This is a genomic window from Tateyamaria sp. LSS28 (assembly GCF_059611725.1).
The window spans coordinates 67,966-85,787 of record NZ_JCAPFI010000010.1 but is presented as its reverse complement, the minus strand read 5'-3'; the positions used below and the strand labels follow the sequence as shown (position 1 = coordinate 85,787).

The window sequence follows — 17,822 nt, the reverse complement described above, 5'->3', positions numbered from 1 at the left end:
CAGATCGAGCTGGTCGAGAAGGGCGCGCACTGCGGCTTCAAGCTTGCGGGGGTCGACCGATCCGAAGTCGCGGTTCATCTGCAATTCGATCTTCCCCTTGGCGCCGATGACCTTCACCGCACCCGCCTTGCGGTTCAGTTTGATCGTGGTCTTGGAGGAGGTCGAAGGTGCTGTCTGTTCACTGACGGGCTTGGGCGCCACGACCTTGTTCAGAACGGCCAGCTCGGCCACCGCATCCGTGGGTTTCTGGTGCTCAAGCAGGACGTTCAGTTGTTGAACAGCACGCGGCTGTTCTTCCAGTGCCTTGATCAGCTTCAGACCGAGGGCGCGGGGGATCGCTTCGGGGAACTGCAGGCGGGGTCCCAGTTTGTCCATCAAGAGACTGAAACTGCCTATGTAGTGACGCTTTTGCCGTCCGGCAGAGGCAAAAAGAACGGCTATGGCGTCGTTCAATTCGAGGTCCATCTGGCGAGCATAGCTGGCGGCAAGCTGGCCCATCTCGGCGAACGAAATATCTCGCCGCACCATGTTTTCGTCGACCATGCGGCGGTAGAGTTTTTCGAGTGCCTCGCCCTTGGCCACGAGGACGGCGGGGATGGAGGCGTATTTGTCGTCACCCGTTTCCTCGTAGAGAGATTTGTAGGCGCTGAGACGACGGAAGCCCTGGATCAGTTCGTAGCCGTCGCCGGTGTCTTCGACCTGGATCGGATTCGAGAGGCCGAGGTCGCGGATCGAGGTCTTTAACTCTTCAAGGTCTGGGTCGCGGTTTGTACTGCGGTCGCGGGTCAGTTTTTTCATCGCCACGTCCCCGAGGGGAACGCGGGCCACGATGGCTCCGTCCCTTTTTAGAGACACATATTCGTGTGCAAGGCGATCATTCTCGGCCCGGATTTCAGCCTCCGCCGTATGGCGTTCACTGAGCGCTGTAGCGTTTTCCGAGATCGCAGCGGCCATAGGGCCACGCCGCGTTTGCTCAGCGGCCGGGGCAGGGGTGTCTGGTGCAGTTTCGGGCCCGGGACCCGCGTCGGGTTCGAAGTCGATGTCGAATACGCGGCGTTTGCTCATGCCTCATCCTCCAGTTGGTCCCAGGCTGTTCCCAGGTTGGTTTTGAATTCTTCATAGGCCCGGTCAAACGAGGCGCGGGCGCGGCGCCAGGTTTCACGGGTCATATCGCGGTAGTCCATTTCGTAGATACTGCTGAGGAACCGCCCGGATTGTTCGACAGCGCGGGTCATCTCGATCGGGTGTTCACAGACGCGATCCCCGAAAACCTTTTGGAACGCGCCCTGCATGGCACGATGGAGTTCGTTGCCCGGCTCAAAGCGCGTGAGCAGGAAGCGAAGGTCGAGGAAGGACTTGGGCAGGGTCATTGTCCCCGCGGGGACAAGGCCGTTGAAGCGGGAGAGATCCTCGAGCGCTTCAGAGAGCTGGCCGATGAAGGACGTGGTGGAATCGTATTCCCAGTAGCCGGGGCCGGACGGGATGTAGAGAACGTCGGCGGCGAAAACCGCGTTCATGGACTGGTAGCCGATGGCGGGCGGGCAATCGAAAAGGATGAGGTCGTAAGTGTCTGGAGCGATCTGATCGAGGAAGCGCGAGACAGCGGCGAAGAAGGACCATTCGGGGTTGATGTGCCGGTATTGGGCAGATGCAAACTCGACAAAGGCGGCGTTGGCGCAGGAGGGCACGATGTCGATTGTGGGCCAGTTGGTTGGCTTGATGAAGTCGCTGGCGCGCAGGTCGTTCAGCCCCATGTCGGTGATTGCGGCGGGCAGTTTGCGTTGGGGCAGGGCGGTGCCCGACTCCGCGCCGCGCAGGGCGGAATTCATGCGGTCCGTTTCATGGCCCAAGTCGCGCGCCATGATGCCCCAGACGGTGTATTCTTCGGCCACATCGGAAAGGCCCATGGAGTGGCTGAGCGTGGCCTGCGGGTCGAAGTCGACGCAGAGCACGCGGTAGCCGTCGAGGGCGGCGGCGTGGGCGAAGTGGAGGGCTGTGGTGGACTTGCCCGCGCCCCCCTTGAAGTTGGCGATGGCGGCGCGGATGGCACGCTTGTTTGCAGGGCGGTAGGGCATGAGCGATTTGCGGTTCACCTTGATCCGGCGGCGCAGCTCGTTGATTTCTTCGAGCGTGTACCAGCGTTGACGGCCGTCTTCTTCGACGACGCCCTGGGGCAGGGAGGGGTCGGCGCCGAGGCGACCGCGCAGGGTGGATTGGTTGGCTTTGAAGATGAGTTCCGCCACCTCCCAGCTTGAGAAGCGGCGAAGCGTTTTTTTGCTCTCGGGAGAGTAGGTTTGCTGGCGGATGAAGCCCTGCATTTTGAGGGATTGCGCCTGGAGTTGGGCGAGGTCTGTGTGCGTGAACATGCGCTGCCTGTACGTTTGTCCCCGCGGGGACAGGTGGTTTTTTGGCCCCGTGGGGACGCTAATTCTGCTCATTTCCAGATTTACGCTGATTTTGCGGAAAAAGCAAAAGGGGAATATGCTTGTCCCCGCGGGGACAGATCGGGCGTTGCGTCATGGAAGCAGGTGCAATGGTTGTGATTCTGTGATGGACGCGACCGCTGTGTTGACCGACCAGATTTGGGGGGACAGTTTTTTGCCTTCCACCATCTATTGGGTGACAAAAAGGTTGGAATAGGGGACAAACAGGATGTCCCCCAATACCATTTAAACCTGTTTTTCTTCTAAAATGGGTTTGGGTCTGACAGGTTATCCACATCCGCCCTTGACAGAATCGCAGCTTCGGACGCAAATCAGGGGCAGAGACGGAAAAGCGGCCAGAACCGCGGGGAAACCCACCGTTGGCAGGTGTTGTTCGGTGTAATCCGGACAGTTTTCAAAAATGAGGGCAGTGATGCAAACGCTGAGGCCGGTGGGCCGGGGCGCGTCTGCGCGCAAATACGATATTCTGACAGCCTTGGGTGCGTTCGCGTTGGCGCAGGGCAAGCACGAGCAGCGGCGGGTGCTGCGGCTGATGACGCTGATCACGGCGCGCTACAACTGGGCGCGGGACGAGCTGGCCGTGGGGCAGCGCGAGATTGCGCGGCTGTGGTCTGTGGACGAGCGCACGGTGAAACGCGAAATGGCGCTGTTGCGTGCCCGGGGCTGGTTGGTCGTGAAGCGACAGGGTGCGCGGGGGCGTGTATCTGAGCATGGTTTGGATCTGGAGCGTGTGTTGCTGGATACGGAGGCGTATTGGGCGGCTGTGGGGCCGGATTTCGAGTTGCGTATGGGGGCTGCGGAGGAGGAGGCGCCGAAGGTGGTGTCTTTGCCGGTGAAAGGGGCCGTGGCTGCGCCGGACGTGTCGAAGGGGACGGAGTGGGCGCTGGCGCAGGCGGTGCTGCATGCGGAGGATGCCGGCGTGTACGCGTCGTGGATTGCCGGGCTGGAGCGGGTTGAGCGGGCAGGGGGGCGATTGACCCTGCGCGCGCCGTCGCGCTTTCACGGGGCTTATGTGCAGACGCATCTGGAGCGGCGCGTGCTGGCGGCGTGTCGCGAAGTGGATGGCGATGTGAGCGAGGTGCGGATCGTTGTCTGAGTTTGTAGAGCATCTGCGTCTGATGGCGCGGTACAACGCCTGGCAGAACGGATCGCTTGTGGCGACCGCAGATAGGTTGAGTGATGCGGAGCGGTGGCAGGATCGGGGGGCATTTTTCGGCTCTATTGCGGCCACTTTCAATCATGTGCTGTGGGATGATGCGCTGTGGCTGGCCCGCTTTGCCGGGGATGTGCGGCCTGAGTTGAGCGTGCCTGTGTCTTTGGAGGCGCCGCGAGATTGGGGCGCGTTCAAGACGTTGCGCACTGAGCGGGATGCGGAGATTTTGGCGTGGGCCGAAGGTCTTGCATCATCCGATTTGGAAGGTGTGATTGCGTGGTATCCTGGGGGAGAGAACACGCGGGTTGAGAAACCGGTGGCGGTGTGTTTTGCGCATCTGTTCAATCACCAGACCCATCATCGTGGGCAGATTCATGGAATGTTGACGGCGGCCGGCGCGCGTCCTGAGCCGACCGACTTGCCGATGTTGGGGTAGGGGGCGCATCAGGATGCGCCTTACGGTTAGGGGCTCTGCCCCCGGCGTTGCGCGCCTCCCCCGTGGTATTTCTGGTCAGAAGAAACTGGGTGGAGTTTGTTCCGCAATCGGTGATTGAACCAGCGACTTTCGAAAAATCATTTGACAAGTTACTCTGAGTCGCAGAGTAACTCTGTGTTACAGAGTATTTGAGCCCATGAGGTTGCGATGAAAACCCTGAACATCACGAATGGCGATGGTGCCGCGGACACCATCAAGCAAAGCACCGTGCCTGGCGACGTTTTGCCGTGGCGTGATCCCATGCATCATGGTCCGTTTCCGGCCAAGCTGTCCCTTTCTGAACTGGGGAATCTCCGCGCAGAATACCTCGCTGGTCCTGATTCTGACGCAACAGATGTCAAACGCGATTTTCAACTCAGGGACCGACATCTGAAAGCCGCGCCAGGCTACGACAAGGTGACGTTATGGTTCGAACATGACCTGCTCGACCAACTTCAAATTCTGCAAATCCTCGATTGGTTCTCGCGAGCGCCTATGGACGACATCAGGCTGGACATGATCTGCATCGATCGGTTTGCCGAAAAGCCGGATTTCAAGGGGATTGGACAGCTGAATGCAGACCAGATGGCATCGCTCGTCCCGTTGCAGCAACCGGTGACCGAGACAATGCTCAAACTGGCAGCCGCGGGTTGGGCGGCATTTCGGTCCAGTGATCCAAATGACCTATTGGCGTTTCTGGACAATGATCTGCGCGAACTGTCCTTTTTAGCGGCCGCACTCCAGCGTCATTTTGAAGAATTCCTGAACGCGGTAACCGGATTGACCCGGACAGAGACGCAAGTGCTGAGTTTGATGGGCCAAAATGTCAGCAACCCAAAGAGACTGTTCTTGCAGAACATGGACATGGAAACCGCACTCTTCATCGGGGATTGGCCAACGTACCAAATCATAGGCTCCCTATGTGCGGCTGGCCTTGCGGCGTGTGAACCATCCTCGTTTCGCTTTCCTTCGTTCACATCAGAAGCGCCACCAACATTTGACGACCAGCGCGTGAGCCTCACGGAGGTGGGGCGTAGGGTTTTGAACGGAGAGGAAGATGCATTTGGTCTGATGAAGCGCGATGGCTGGCTGGGTGGCGTTGAAATCGCATCGTCCGATGCAATCTGGACTTGGAACGAGGACGCCGCGCAATTCGCGCGCCGGACAGTCTGATGCAGTCGGTTCCACCGGCCCCCGATGCGATCTTCCATCAACCTGTCAGAACGCGGCTATGCTTACTTCTGTACGTCGGGGAGCCAAGCTTTTCTCAGTTGAAGGTGTCGCTTTCCATCACGGATGGGAATCTGGATGCCCACCTGAAAAAACTTGGCGCTGCCGGGTACTTGCACAGCCGAATGGTGCTCGAGGGGCGGCCGCATACGGTCTATCGCCTCTCGGAAAGCGGAGCGACGGCGTTTCGTAAGTACATCGATGTCATGAGGGAGATCTGCAAGGCTGCGACGCCACCGAGTTGAGCCGATGGATTTGCCGATGTTGGGCTCTGCCATCAGTTTCCGTCCAGAACACGTCCGTTGAAAGGTGGGGTGCTCACGGTTCAGGTTTGCGGAGAAGCACCTGAACCGCATGCGTCTTGCCATTGAAGTTTTAGCGGTTTTTTGGGTGGCGGTTGCGCTCTTCTCAACGGTTACATCGTTCAGCGCCGGACCGCTCTTTTGAGCCCCTTATTGGATTAAGATCAATCGGACGGATGCCCCTGCCTGACGGAATGCGTTGTTCGCCTTGTTGGCTGCAATAAAGGCGATGCGGTCGGGCGTCTCACTTCGCTAAGCCTGAATTGCACGAGACGACAGCCCCTGACCAGCTTCGACATTGGTGATCGCGCCGTACCGCTGCACCCACGGCTGAGCCAGTGCAAAGCCTTGCGCGGGTGTCATGCCGATAACCGAGATCAGGCAAACATGTTCTTTGCGACCGCCGTTTACGGGCCGCTCGCCCACTTGTACGCGCACCTGACGGCTTGGGTCGTCCAGCTCGTTGCCGTTTTCGAAGCGCTCTGCGGTTTCTGAAAATCCTGCCCGTTGCAGCGCGTCAGCTGCTCCGGTCACATTCGGGAAAGTGCGGCCACAAATGTCGACCGCCTGTGCGGCGATAGAGAGGGTGGTCTGAGCGACGGCGGTGTCACTAATCTTGCCTGCAGGTGGTGGTGTCACACAGGCCGCGAGACCTATGGCTGCTATCGCAATGATACAAAGATTTTTGCGCACGTCATTTCCTTTCGATTTCAACCAGATGGCCAGTTTCCTGAGCGCTGGATTGTCGGCGGCAAATTGTGAGCTTTTGAACCTTAGTTCAACTCTACTTAAGCGATTACCGCCCTTCTTTTTGACGTGTGCGATGTCTGCCACGCTTTCAGAACCTGTTCTGTTTCCAAGCGCGGATGACAACCGGCCCTGCGGGGGCGGTTTGTTTGGCGAAATGAAGGGGGATCAGGAGAATGCCACTTTGCCGTACTCGGGATCGCAAATGGTGCGCGGGCGCACCTTAGGTGGGTGCGACCTCCCGCAGCCATTGGAAGACCCATGTTTCCGAGAGCCGTTGTGTGTCATCGGCGACGTGGGCGGTGAGTTCGATCAGGTCGTGATCCTGCCCGTCGATGTCGATGAACAGGCGCCATGTTGTCACCGCTGCGCCTGTGACCTTGTGCAGGACCATGCCTTCGACCTCTCCGGCGGAGTGGGTGATGATCGGGGACACATCGGCATCTTCGGGCATCGTGCCGAGTGTGCCGCCCTGAAAGTCCACGACGAATTTGCGCAGGTTGGGGTTGTCCAGTGGCACGCCCGAGGGGCCACCGATGCCAGCCAGCGTGCCCTGTACCCACGCCAGATCCCCTGAGGGCGGCAGGTCACCCCAGTGCATGCGGTAGGCGTATGTGCGGCTTTCCCCGGCCTGTGGGGCGTTTCTGGGCACCCAGAAGGCAACGATGTTGTCGTCGATCTCTAGATCAGCGGGTATTTCCACCAGGCGCACGATGCCCGGTCCCCAGTCGTTCAGCGGCTCGATCATCACGGACGGGCGGTCGTGATAGCGCGCGCCTGCGTCCTGGTAGTCCTCGTAGGTGCGGTCGCGTTGGATCAGGCCGAACTGGGCCATGTTCGGTTCATTGAAGTAGGAGCTTGAGACGCGGGGCGGGTTGTTGAGAGGGCGCACGATCACGTTGCCGTCCTTGCGGATGATCTTGAGCGCTTCGCTGTCGTGGACCTGACGGCGGAAGTCGTCGAAATCCCGTTCGGAATGTTCGGCGAAGTAGAACATGGAGGTGAGGGGGCCGAGGCCCAGTTGTGGGACCGCTTCGCGGAAGACCAGGGTTGCTTCGACGTCCATGGTGGTGTCGTCGCCCGGTGTGATCGTGAACTTGTAGGCGCCGGTGACCGAGGCGCTGTCGAGGGCCGCGTAGATCGTCAGCGCCGTGTCCGTGACCTTGGGCTTTTCCAGCCAGAATTCGGAGAAGCGGGGGAATTCTTCGGGCCCGTTCAGCCATGTGTTGATGGCGAGGCCGCGGGCCGAGAGGCCGTAGCTGTTGCCGCGGCCCAAGGCGCGGAAATAGCTGGCGCCGAGGAAGGTGACCACTTCGTCAAACTTGTCGGGCGTGTTCAGGGGATAGGTCAGCTTCAGGCCCGCGATGCCTGACAGTTCTGCGTGGTCTGGCACGCGTGTGCCCACATCGTTGCGGTATTCGAAGTCGTCGGTCGAGAAGGTGAGGGGGCGGGCGGTGCCATCCGTGACTTCGTGGATTTGCACCGGTTCCTTGAACAGCCAGCCGGGATGGAAGGACGAGACATGGAAGGGTAGGGGGCTGTCGGACCAGCGCGCGGCCTCGGGCCGGAAGTAAATATTGCGGTAGTCGTCATAGGTCAGGTTCTGGAGGAAATTGTCCAATGGTGGGGGCGGCGTGTCAGGCTCTTGCGCCCGCGCCTGCATCCGCGCCTTGAGCCAATCGAAGGAAAACGCTTGCCCTGTGGCTTGGCCAAGCACCGTTCGTGGCAGGGCGACGCCTGCCAGAAGCGTGACAATGGCGCTGCGGCGCGTCATGTGGGCTGTGAGGGCCATTGTTGTCCTTTTGGTTCGGTGTGATCCAACGGGTGACAGATGCAAAGCCCGTGCGGTGGCGTCCAGTCCCTTGTTGTCACTTTTGGCCAGCGGGCATTCACATCACCGCCATTGCCCAGCCCAATCGGCGGGAATGCGCCACACATAAAAAAGGCCGCCGGGTGTCCGACGGCCTTTGTTGACTGTATCCGGGTTCGGCTTAGCTGCCACCGTCGGCTTGCAGCGAGGCGAGGTAGGCATAGAGGTTCACAGCATCCTCTTCCTTGCGCACTTTGTAGGTCATCTTGCTGCGGCCCTTGTCGCCGGTGACCTCACGCAAGTAGGCCGTGGGGTCCTGGGCGTAGGCCACGAACACTTCCTCGGTGATCACGAGGTCTTCCATCTCGGCCGCGAGCTGGTTGATGTCGGAGTAGCGGAAATCTTCGACCATACCGAACTGGCCCCCGGCGATGCCGTAAAGGTTCGGGCCGGTTTTGGCGTTGCGGCCTGCGAGTGTATCGCCTGCTTCGTTCTGGACGACGTGGCACGAGATGCATTGGCGGAATGCCTTTTCCCCTTCGGCGGCGTCGCCGGAGGCTGCGTGGCCGTCTGCGAATGCGGGCACGGCCAGCGTGGCGGTTGCTGCTGCGATGGCAAGTGTGCGGAACATGTGAATCTCCTTCCAAAGTTCTTCGCAAGAACGTAGCGGCTTCGTGATCAAGTCAACAGTAACTTTGACTTGATCCCCGTATCGTTGGGAAATGTAGGCGGGTTTTCCCCTGTCAGGCGACGGCATGGGCAATAGCGCACTGTTTCCATAGGTCTTTTAGCGCCATGACGAGGTGTTCGATATCATCCGTGCTGTGCAGGGGGGACGGTGTGAACCGCAGCCGCTCGGTGCCTTTGGGGACCGTGGGATAGTTGATAGGCTGCACATAGATTCCGTAGCGCTGCATCAGGTAGTCCGACAGCATGCGGCATTTGACCGGGTCCTTGATCATCACCGGGATGATGTGACTGGGGTTGTCCATATGAGGGATCCCCTCCTGGTCCAGCCGTTTGCGCAGGTAGGCGACGCGTTTGCGTTGTTCGATGCGTTCCTGGTCCGATTGCTTGAGGTGGCGGATGGACGTACGCGCCGCTGATGCGACGGCAGGCGGCAGGGCGGTTGTGAAGATGAAGCCGCTTGAGAACGAGCGGATGAAGTCGCACATCGCATCTGAGCCGGTGATGTAGCCGCCCACCACGCCGTAGGCCTTGCCAAGTGTGCCCTCGATCAGGGTGATGCGGTCGGCCAGCCCTTCCTGTTCCGAGATGCCGCCGCCGCGCGGGCCGTAGAGGCCGACGGCGTGCACTTCGTCCAGATAGGTCATGGCGCCGTGCTTTTCGGCGACTTCGACGATTTCCTGCATGGGGCAGATGTCACCATCCATGGAGTAGACGGATTCGAAGGCGACGATCTTGGGGGCGTTGGCTGGGAGGGACGCCAGCTTGCGGTCGAGGTCTTCGGGATCGTTGTGTTTCCAGATCACCTTGTTGGCCCGTGAGTGGCGGATGCCTTCGATCATGGACGCGTGGTTGAGTTCGTCCGATAGGATCACGGCGTCGGGCAGGCGGCTGCCCAGTGTCGAGAGGGCAGCCCAATTCGACACGTAGCCCGAGGTGAACAGGAGCGCGCTTTCCTTGCCGTGCAGGTCAGCCAGTTCCGCTTCGAGCAGCTTGTGGGCGTGGTTCGTGCCCGAGATGTTGCGCGTGCCCCCTGCGCCTGCGCCGTAGAGGTCCACCGCGTCTTTCATCGCCTTGGTGACGCTTTCGTGCTGGCCCATGCCGAGGTAGTCGTTTGAACACCACACCGTCACTTCATCGGGGGCTTCAGGGTCGTGGCACTTGGCCTTGGGAAAGGCCCCGGCCTTCCGTTCCAGTTCCGCGAAAATGCGGTAGTTCCCCTCGTCCTTCAGCGCGTCGATTTGGCTTTGGAACAATACATCAAAGTCCATGATGTCCCCCTTGTGGTGTCGAGTTCTTGGTTGGTTTGGGCGCAGGCAGCATCCAGCGCCAGAGCCGTTCGTCGGGGATGGGAAGGACCATCACCCAATGTTCGAGGGCCGCGAGGGCCGTGAGGGCGGTCAACAGGGCAAAGCCCGTCACTGCGCCCATGGTGTCGGCGGCATAGAGCCGTTCGAGCCAGCAGGCGGCGGCGAAGGTGAGCGCCGTTACCGAAATGGGGAAGAGCCAGTTCATGCCGGCCGTGCGGAAGTGGCTAGGCAGGTGGCTGAGTGCTTCTGGCAGGAAATCCACGTGGATGCGGGGGACGCCAAGAAACAGGTTCAGCTTGGCTGAGACGCGGGCGAAGAAGAGCACCGCGAAGGTGTAGAAGGCGAACGGATTGGGCGCGTGCCAGAGGGTGAGGCCCAGAAGGATCAGGGCGGCTGTCAGCAGCATCTCGTGATAGGCGATGGTGCCCCATGCGCGGATGAACCGTTCCCATTCGGCCTTGTGCGGGGGCAGGGGCATGCGGTTGGGGCCTGTGATGACGCCCGTCAGGAAGGCTAGTTCGATCCAGCCCCAGAGGGCGAGGGCCGAGAGGAACGCGACATAGGTGCCAAGGATATCGGTTTGCGTCATGGACCAGTAGGTGCCGTAAGCGCCCAAGGCCATGAGGGGCAGGGCGGCGATTGTCGTGGCGCGCCGCGCCCTTTCGCCGGAACGGTCGGCGTATTTGACCGCCATCAGGATGGTGCCGGTGGAGAACCACCAGATGAACAGGGCGATGAGGGCGGCGATCCACGGGGTCATAGGCTGCCCCCAAAGTACAGAGGGCAGCGCCCGACCTGGGGGGCGCTTTGCTCCATTTGATCTGTGCGTGTTTCCCAAAGCATGGATGTCGTGTGTGCTGTGAACGACATCGCCAATAGCGCCCTCCGGGGGGGGGGGCGGGCGCTGCCCGGCGGTGCCGCCGGGCGCGAGGGTTGGCTGATGTGCTGCCCAGTTATGCCAGATGGCGTGGCTCAATAGGCTGGCTCCAAGCGGGTTGACGCAGGCACAACGTGCTTTTTCGCCGGGATCGTGTAGAGCGCCAAGAAGGCCGCAGCGGCCCGCAGCTGTGCGCCGATCTTTTTCAGCCCTTTCGCCTCTGCCATGTCGACATTGGCCTTTTGCAGCTTCTCCAACTGGCGTTGCCAGCGGGGGTGATCGATATCGAGCGTGATGGGGAAGATCTGCTCTGACAGTTTCGAGGTCTTGGTGAACACCTCGTGTGCGTACCAGTCGGGATCGACGCCGAGGGCCTTGTGGAAGGCCGGGCGCTGGTGATCGCGGACATACATCGTGCCGTAGACCGCTGTGAGGAAGAACTTGATCCAGTAGACATTCAGGCCGCGTGTCAGTTTCGGGTCCGTCTTCATCAGCAGGGCAAAGGCTTCGCCATGAGAGAACTCGTCATTGCACCACTCTTCGAACCATTTGAAGATCGGGTGGAAGCGGTGTTCGGGGTTCGCCTGCAGGTGCCGGAAGATGGTGATGTAGCGGGCGTAGCCGATCTTTTCCGACAGGTAGGTGGCGTAGTAGATGAACTTGGGCCGGAAGTAGGTGTACTTTTTCTTCTGCGTGAGGAACCCGAGGTTCACGCGCAAGCCAGCCTCACGCAGGGCATCATTGATGAAGCCCGCGTGCCGCGCCTCGTCCCGTGCCATGAGTTGGAACAGCTGGGTGATGTCCTCGTTGTTGCCGCGTCGCTTCATCTCTTTGTAGAGCACGCAGCCCGAAAACTCGGCTGTGCAGGAGCTGATCAAGAAGTCGATGAATTCCTTTTTCAGCTCCGGTTCCATCCCGTCCCAATCGACGGTGTCCCAGTCTTCGTTTTTCTTGAAGTGGCCCTTGTTCGGGTCGGATTCCATTTGCGCGATCAGCTTGTCCCAATCTTCGCGCACCGGGGACACGTCGATTGCGTCCATTTCGTCAAAGTCGGTGGTGTAGAAGCGCGGTGTCAGCAGGGTGTTCTGCATGGCCGTTTCGGTGGCGAATTCGGACGTGAATTGTTCGTCCTGCGCTTGGGCGATGGCCAGACCTTCCTCGACCGAAGTGGCGTCGGCGGTGTGTTTGCTGTGTCGAACATTCATAGCGTCACCTCTTCGGAGAAGGAGAATTCGCAGAGTTCCATGACTTCGAGATCGCCCGTCAGGCGGGTCCAGAGCCGTTCGAGGCCCGAGGCGCGGACGATCACGGCCTCGCGGTCTTCGGTGACGATTTCACCGAAGGGGGCCATGATTTCTGGCCCTTGCACTTGCACTTCGTCGCCGGGATAGATCACGGCGCCGTTGTTGAACCGCACATGCGCGTGCAGGCTTTCGAATTTGTGGCTGATTTCGACTGTGCACGGGGCACGTTCAATGTCCTTTGTCAGTAGTCCCATGAGGTGGCTTCCTTTCTGGGTCAGGGTTTGCTCAGCAACCTGGCGAAGGTGCGGAGATTGTCGGCGCCAAAGCCCATCAGCTCGGCGCTCCAGTTGGTTTCGGGGTCGTAGAGGGACAGGCGGTTGCCGTCGCGCAGGCGCAGCAGCACCGGGGCGGCGAGGTCTGCACCGATCTTGCCCCGTTCGCGCGCGATCACGCGTTCGATGCCGGCGACAAAGCCGCCTTTGTCCGATGCGAAGTCGGCCAGGACCGTTCCGTGTGCATCAAGCACGCGGGCCGCCCCCGAAGCATCACCGGACAGGAAGATCGCGCGTTCCGTGATGATTTCTGTTTGCGGCGGTGTGCTTTCGAGAGGTCGGTCCGTGAGGGTGGCAATTGTGACCAGTGAAAGGACAATGAGCAGCAGGGCGAGGACCGCGCGGATCAGGATGCGCGGGACAAGTTCGTCCTCTTTGGCGTGGATGCGGGGGCTGTCGGCGTGTGACATGGCGCTTACTCCGCCGCGACGGCGCCGCCGGGGGCAACGCGGGTGATTTGGGGTGTTGTGATCCGCGCTTCGGCCGCGTCGGCGAGGATGCGGGCGACATTTTCGGCATCGGGGATGCAGCGCAGGGCGGGCTGCGTGCTGCCGAACCGCCAAGGCCGTGCATGGGGCCAGAGGACGAGGTAGCTGATTTTGGTCTGACCTGTGGTGTCGAGCGCGATGGTGCCCGTCCCGTTCTTGCGCAAATCGAGCGCTGCGTTGCCCAGTTCGCGATAGGGCAGGTTGATCGTGAGTGTCAGGGCCGCCCCGATACGCATCGCGATCCGCGACGTGGTGATCGTGTACATGGTCGCCCGCGCCTGGATCAGCGCGATAGCATAGAGCAGGCCGCAAACCACCAGCCCGAGGATCGCGACAGGCAGGGTCGCCCCGATCGCTTGTCCGATCGGCAACAGGTCGACGACCGATATGAACCGCCATGCGGCGAGGATGGCGAAGTAGCCGATGATCCAGTTCAGGTTCAGTGCCTCGCGGGCGAGCGCGAGGGTGTCGGGCCTGCCTTGCCACAGGATCTGTTCGCCCTCGGGTGGGCGTTCGGGGAGTCCTTCGATAGGCTCTATTGCGAAATCATCATGGGACATGGCGCACGTTCCCTTTCTTGGTTTCGGGGGTCTTGCATTTGAACTGGTATGCCCGGGGTTCAGCCCCGGGCCGCGCCCGACCCTCCCCCCGGGAGGGCGCATGGGTTATGTCACGCATCGAACTCGCGAACGCCTTGCAGCAGTCAGAGTGTCTAGAAATCATGTCGAGAGCGCCCACCCAGGGTCGGGCGCGTCCCTTGTCGCTTGATTGCAAACGCGCACGCGCCAGCCGCCGGGATGCCCCGGGGCCTTGCCAGGATATAGCGCGCGCGTGTTGCATCAGAGCTTGGGCTCTTGCCGACTGCTGTCGGCATAGAGGACACCGCCGCCGTAGTAGCCGCAGATCTTTTCCTCTTCGAGCATGGTCACCTGCGTGGCGCTTGCGTGCTGCGGCACGGTGGCAAAGTGCTTGCCATAGAGCGTGCGCACGACGACCCGGTCGGATTTGATCCGCGCCAGTGTCAGCGGCACCAAACGATTGCCCGTGCCCCATTTGGCGTCCAGCGTGTATTCGAGATAGCGCACAAGCTGCTCGGGCTCGTCGATCCACATATCGACCACCTTGCCTACAACCTCGCCGTCCCCGGACATCAGTGGCAGCCCGCGCGGGTCGCGGCCCGTGGCAAAGCGGAAGCTGTCATTGGCCGACATCGGGATGATCTTGGGGTGGCCATGGCCATCAAGCTCGGGCACGTCGCGGCGCGGGGCCCAGCTGGCCGGACCAACGCCATCGAGCATCGGATCGCCCGTGGGCTCAAGCGGGTAACCATTGCCTGGGCCGGTGCGCTTCATGGGAATGTCGGCGCGTTCGGGCGTTTGGCCCGACGGAACGGTCACGGTGCCACGCCCGTGAGGCAGTTCAAAGCTCTTGTCCTCAGGCAGGGGGAATAGGCCGGAATTGGACGAGGCGTTGCCTTCGTCGTCTTCCAGTGGATAACCCTCGCGCATGTTCTCGCGTTGGATCCAGATGATCAGCCCGGCAAAGAAGATGTAGAACAACCAGAGCGCCAGCGACGCGAGGTCGAATTCGCCAAAGAATGTTGCGGTCATGACAGATGTCCTTTCCTGGAGAAGGTCATGTGGGGAAATCCGCGAGGCCCAGGCGGCCCGCGTCCTTCCGTTCGGTGAGGGGACCCGAAGTGCGCACAAGCGGTCCCAGGATGACGAGAGTGACGAAGAGAAGGCCAATCTCTAGGTGATAGACGAAAGAGTATCCGGTGGTGGGCGTGGCGAGGCCTTCGCCCCAGGCCCCCGACATCGCGATGGCGCCGATCCAGTCGCGCAGCGTGCCGCCGAGGGCGATGGCGACGCCTGCTGCCGTGGCCTGCGCTGCACCCCACGCCCCAAGGGCAAGGCCGCGCCCTGCGACGCCTTTTGCCGGCATCGCCATGGCGGCGGTGAGGGTCGAGACGGCGAACAGTCCGCCGCCAAAGCCGATCAGTGTTGCGCCCGCGTAGAACAGCAGGTTGGCTTGCATGGGGGCGGCGAAGATCACGAGGCTGAAGGCCCAGATGCCCGCGAGGATGCCTGCCCCGGCCAAACGGTAGGAGTTTGACCCTTTTGCAAGCCGACGACCCGCCCAGATGAAGCCCGTCAGCGCGCCTGCCGCCCAGAGCGCCGTCAGGATTGTCGTGGCCGACACCGACAGCCCGAGGATTTCGCCGCCATAGGGTTCGAGCAGCACGTCCTGCATGTTGAACGCCATGGTGCCGACAAAGACGCAGGCCAGAAGTCGCCCGGCTTTGCCGCCGGCGGCGTAATCTGTCCACGCCTCACGGAACAGCGGGCGTGGTGCTTCGCGCTGTGCCCGGGTCATCGGGTTCACGCTTTCCTGTTTCCAGAGAGCGATGAAGGTGAGGACGGCGCCAACGACGGCGGAGCCCTGCACCACGCGGATCAGTGTCAAGCTGCTGTAATTGTTTAGCAAACCACCGATGATCAGGGCGGAGATGCCCATGCCCACAAGGAACATGACATAAAGCATCGCCACGACACGGGGGCGGGTTTCGTCTGTCGCCCGGTCGCTGGCGAGGGCCAGTCCGGCGGTCTGGGTCATGTGGATACCAAGGCCCGTCATCAGGAAGGCGAGGCCCGCCAGCACTTCGCCCGCGAAGGGGATGTCGTGCACCGTGTCGCCCGACAGGACAAGCAGGGCAAAGGGCATGATGGCGAGGCCGCCGAACTGCCAGAGCGCGCCGAACCAGATATAGGGGATGCGTTTCCACCCGATGGCGGAGCGGTACGTGTCGGAGCGGAAGCCCAGCAGCGCCCGGAAGGGGGCCGAGAGCACGGGCAGCGCGATCATGACCGCCACGATCATGGCGGGCACCGACAATTCCACGATCATCACGCGGTTGAGTGTACCGAGCAGCATGACCGAGGCCATGCCGACCGACACCTGGAACAGCGAAAGGCGCAGAAGCTGGCCCATCGGCAGGTCATCTGACGCCGCATCGGCAAAAGGCAGTGCCTTGAGCGAGAGATGCTTGAGCGCACTCATGGCCGCAGCTCCATCGCTTCGGAGATGTAGAAGCCGCTGGTGATCCGGTCGACCGGGCGCAGCATACGGCGGACTCCCGCGGATTTGGCAGCGCTCATGAGTTTCGGATGCGCGTGCGGGATCATCACGGGCGAGCGGTCTGAGCGAGGGAAGGCCTTGCCCGCGTACCACATCGCCATCAACGCAGGTGTGCGAGGCGCGACCGTAAAGACGATAGGCCCGCTCACGCGCGGTTCGAGTGCTGCAAGTGCCGCGCCGATATCGGAGGCCGTGTAGTAAATCAGGCTGTCCATCGCGATAACGGCATCAAACTGGCCCAATTTCGGGTCCAGCATATCGCCGGTATGGAAGGTCACCTGGCTTTGCAGATCATGGGGCAGGCGCAGTTGGGCGATATCGATCAGTTGGGGCGAGATATCGGCGGCGACCACGGTGGCCCCGCGTTCCGCCAGTGCGATGGTTGCCACGCCGGGGCCGCATCCGGCATCCAGAATACGTGCCCCACGCAGGTCATCGGGCAGGCGGCTCAATATCAGATCCCGCATCCGATCCCGACCCGCCCGCACGGTTTCCCGAATGCGCGACACAGGCGCGTCCGAGGTCAGACGCTCCCATGTCTTGGTCGCCGTGCGGTCGAAATAGTCTTCGACCCGGGCGCGGGTTGAGCCGTAGTCCATCAATCGAATCCGAGCAGTTCAAAGATATCGCGGTCTTCCATGGGGGCCGGGGCCAGCCCCTCGGTCCCGTTCCAGAGGGTTTCGGCAAGGCGGATGTACTCGGCGCGGCAGCGCACGATGTCATCCTCGTCGTCCATCTCGAACAGGGTCTTTTTTTTCAGGCGGCTGCGCCGGATGGCATCCACATCGGGCATATGCGCGATGCGGTTGAAGCCGACGGTGTCGCAGTAGCGGTCCACCTCGTTTGTCTCGCGCGAGCGGTTGGCGACGCAGCCGGCAAGACGCACCTTGTAGTTCTTGGACTTCGCCTGGACCGCGGCGATGATGCGATTCATGGCATAGATGCTGTCGAAATCGTTGGCTGTCACAATCAGCGCCCGATCGGCATGTTGCAGCGGGGCGGCAAAGCCACCGCAGACCACGTCGCCCAGCACGTCAAAGATCACGACGTCGGTTTCTTCGAGCAGATGGTGCTGCTTCAGCAGCTTCACGGTCTGGCCGACCACATAACCGCCGCACCCGGTGCCCGCAGGCGGCCCGCCGGCCTCGACACACATCACGCCATTGTAGCCTTCGGTCACAAAGTCCTCGGGGCGCAGTTCTTCAGGGTGGAAGTCGACCTCTTTGAGGATGTCGATCACAGTTGGTTGCAGGTGTCCGGTCAGGGTAAAGGTGCTGTCATGCTTGGGGTCACACCCGATCTGCAGCACGCGCTTGCCCAGATTGGAAAAGGCGGCCGACAGGTTGGACGATGTGGTCGATTTGCCGATCCCGCCCTTGCCGTAGACGGAGAAGACCTTGGCTCCGGTGATCTGTGCATCGGCGTCCTGGTGCACTTGCACCGATCCTTCGCCGTCTTGCCCGCGCAGGACGGGTGGGTTTCTGTCGAGTGGGCTCATGCGCCCCTCCTTTCGAATGGGGAAAGATCCCCTGCTTCATCTTGCGAAATAAACTTCCGCTGGAGGCTCCCGCGGTATGTGTCCGTG

The 17,822-nt window shown here is 61.3% G+C and carries 19 protein-coding genes; 4 read left to right on the top strand and 15 right to left on the bottom strand.

Annotation, left to right across the window (positions count from 1 at the left end; translation table 11 throughout):
- Both AC53L6_RS22820 and AC53L6_RS22815 read right to left on the bottom strand, forming a co-directional pair.
- Positions 1-1,065 (bottom strand): ParB/RepB/Spo0J family partition protein (locus AC53L6_RS22820; protein ID WP_299209908.1); only part of this gene is annotated, 1,065 nt, incomplete at its 3' end.
- A complete protein-coding gene (locus AC53L6_RS22815) occupies positions 1,062-2,366 on the bottom strand; it encodes an AAA family ATPase (protein WP_496909503.1) in 1,305 nt (434 codons plus the stop codon). The genes AC53L6_RS22815 and AC53L6_RS22820, both read right to left, overlap by 4 nt.
- Positions 2,367-2,856: 490 nt before the next feature.
- Here AC53L6_RS22815 and AC53L6_RS22810 point away from each other — a divergent pair, with 490 nt between their 5' ends.
- The 4 genes from AC53L6_RS22810 (at position 2,857) to AC53L6_RS22795 (ending at position 5,547) form a co-directional block, all read left to right on the top strand.
- Positions 2,857-3,540 carry a hypothetical protein gene (locus AC53L6_RS22810; RefSeq protein ID WP_496909502.1) on the top strand — a complete coding sequence of 228 codons (684 nt, stop codon included), beginning with the start codon at positions 2,857-2,859 and terminating at the stop codon, positions 3,538-3,540.
- Entirely contained in the window at positions 3,533-4,033 is a 501-nt protein-coding gene (locus tag AC53L6_RS22805) for a DinB family protein (RefSeq protein WP_496909501.1), read from the top strand. Before AC53L6_RS22810 ends, AC53L6_RS22805 begins: the two co-directional genes overlap by 8 nt.
- Before the next feature lie 207 nt (positions 4,034-4,240).
- Entirely contained in the window at positions 4,241-5,245 is a 1,005-nt protein-coding gene (locus AC53L6_RS22800) for a hypothetical protein (protein WP_496909500.1), read from the top strand.
- Positions 5,245-5,547 (top strand): transcriptional regulator, encoded by a 303-nt coding sequence (locus AC53L6_RS22795; RefSeq protein ID WP_496909499.1) that lies wholly within the window; start codon positions 5,245-5,247, stop codon positions 5,545-5,547. The genes AC53L6_RS22800 and AC53L6_RS22795 overlap by 1 nt, the downstream gene beginning before the upstream one ends.
- 309 nt (positions 5,548-5,856) lie before the next feature.
- On the opposite strand, the gene AC53L6_RS22790 is transcribed toward AC53L6_RS22795, so the two are convergent.
- The 13 genes from AC53L6_RS22790 to bchL all read right to left on the bottom strand — a co-directional run bounded on the left by AC53L6_RS22790 (position 5,857) and on the right by bchL (position 17,735).
- Positions 5,857-6,297: a hypothetical protein gene (locus AC53L6_RS22790; RefSeq protein ID WP_496909498.1), complete on the bottom strand. Its 441-nt coding sequence runs from the start codon at positions 6,295-6,297 to the stop codon at positions 5,857-5,859.
- Between the two features lie 277 nt (positions 6,298-6,574).
- Positions 6,575-8,143 carry an OpgD/OpgG family glucan biosynthesis protein gene (locus tag AC53L6_RS22785; RefSeq protein ID WP_496909497.1) on the bottom strand — a complete coding sequence of 523 codons (1,569 nt, stop codon included), beginning with the start codon at positions 8,141-8,143 and terminating at the stop codon, positions 6,575-6,577.
- Positions 8,144-8,342: 199 nt separating this feature from the next.
- Positions 8,343-8,792, bottom strand: coding sequence for a c-type cytochrome (locus AC53L6_RS22780; RefSeq protein ID WP_496909496.1), 450 nt, complete (start codon positions 8,790-8,792; stop codon positions 8,343-8,345).
- 112 nt (positions 8,793-8,904) lie between these two features.
- Positions 8,905-10,119 (bottom strand): 5-aminolevulinate synthase, encoded by a 1,215-nt coding sequence (hemA, locus tag AC53L6_RS22775; RefSeq protein WP_496909495.1) that lies wholly within the window; start codon positions 10,117-10,119, stop codon positions 8,905-8,907.
- A complete protein-coding gene (gene puhE / locus AC53L6_RS22770; protein ID WP_496909494.1) occupies positions 10,109-10,918 on the bottom strand; it encodes a putative photosynthetic complex assembly protein PuhE in 810 nt (269 codons plus the stop codon). Before puhE ends, hemA begins: the two co-directional genes overlap by 11 nt.
- Positions 10,919-11,130: 212 nt before the next feature.
- A complete protein-coding gene (acsF, locus tag AC53L6_RS22765) occupies positions 11,131-12,240 on the bottom strand; it encodes a magnesium-protoporphyrin IX monomethyl ester (oxidative) cyclase (RefSeq protein ID WP_496909493.1) in 1,110 nt (369 codons plus the stop codon).
- Positions 12,237-12,533 (bottom strand): O2-dependent cyclase accessory protein, encoded by a 297-nt coding sequence (locus AC53L6_RS22760; protein ID WP_299209876.1) that lies wholly within the window; start codon positions 12,531-12,533, stop codon positions 12,237-12,239. Before AC53L6_RS22760 ends, acsF begins: the two co-directional genes overlap by 4 nt.
- A gap of 20 nt (positions 12,534-12,553) precedes the next feature.
- A complete protein-coding gene (gene puhC / locus AC53L6_RS22755; protein ID WP_496909492.1) occupies positions 12,554-13,021 on the bottom strand; it encodes a photosynthetic complex assembly protein PuhC in 468 nt (155 codons plus the stop codon).
- A gap of 5 nt (positions 13,022-13,026) precedes the next feature.
- Positions 13,027-13,659: a photosynthetic complex putative assembly protein PuhB gene (gene puhB / locus AC53L6_RS22750; protein WP_299209870.1), complete on the bottom strand. Its 633-nt coding sequence runs from the start codon at positions 13,657-13,659 to the stop codon at positions 13,027-13,029.
- Positions 13,660-13,938: 279 nt separating this feature from the next.
- Complete coding sequence (puhA, locus tag AC53L6_RS22745) at positions 13,939-14,709, bottom strand: photosynthetic reaction center subunit H (RefSeq protein WP_299209868.1); 771 nt, start codon at positions 14,707-14,709, stop codon at positions 13,939-13,941.
- 25 nt (positions 14,710-14,734) lie between these two features.
- A complete protein-coding gene (locus AC53L6_RS22740; protein ID WP_299606360.1) occupies positions 14,735-16,159 on the bottom strand; it encodes a PucC family protein in 1,425 nt (474 codons plus the stop codon).
- A complete protein-coding gene (gene bchM / locus AC53L6_RS22735) occupies positions 16,156-16,836 on the bottom strand; it encodes a magnesium protoporphyrin IX methyltransferase (RefSeq protein ID WP_299775626.1) in 681 nt (226 codons plus the stop codon). Before bchM ends, AC53L6_RS22740 begins: the two co-directional genes overlap by 4 nt.
- The gene (gene bchL, locus AC53L6_RS22730) at positions 16,836-17,735 is read right to left on the bottom strand and encodes a ferredoxin:protochlorophyllide reductase (ATP-dependent) iron-sulfur ATP-binding protein (RefSeq protein ID WP_299209859.1); all 900 of its coding nucleotides are present in this window, start codon (positions 17,733-17,735) and stop codon (positions 16,836-16,838) included. The genes bchM and bchL overlap by 1 nt, the downstream gene beginning before the upstream one ends.
- Between the last annotated feature and the right edge of the window lie 87 nt (positions 17,736-17,822).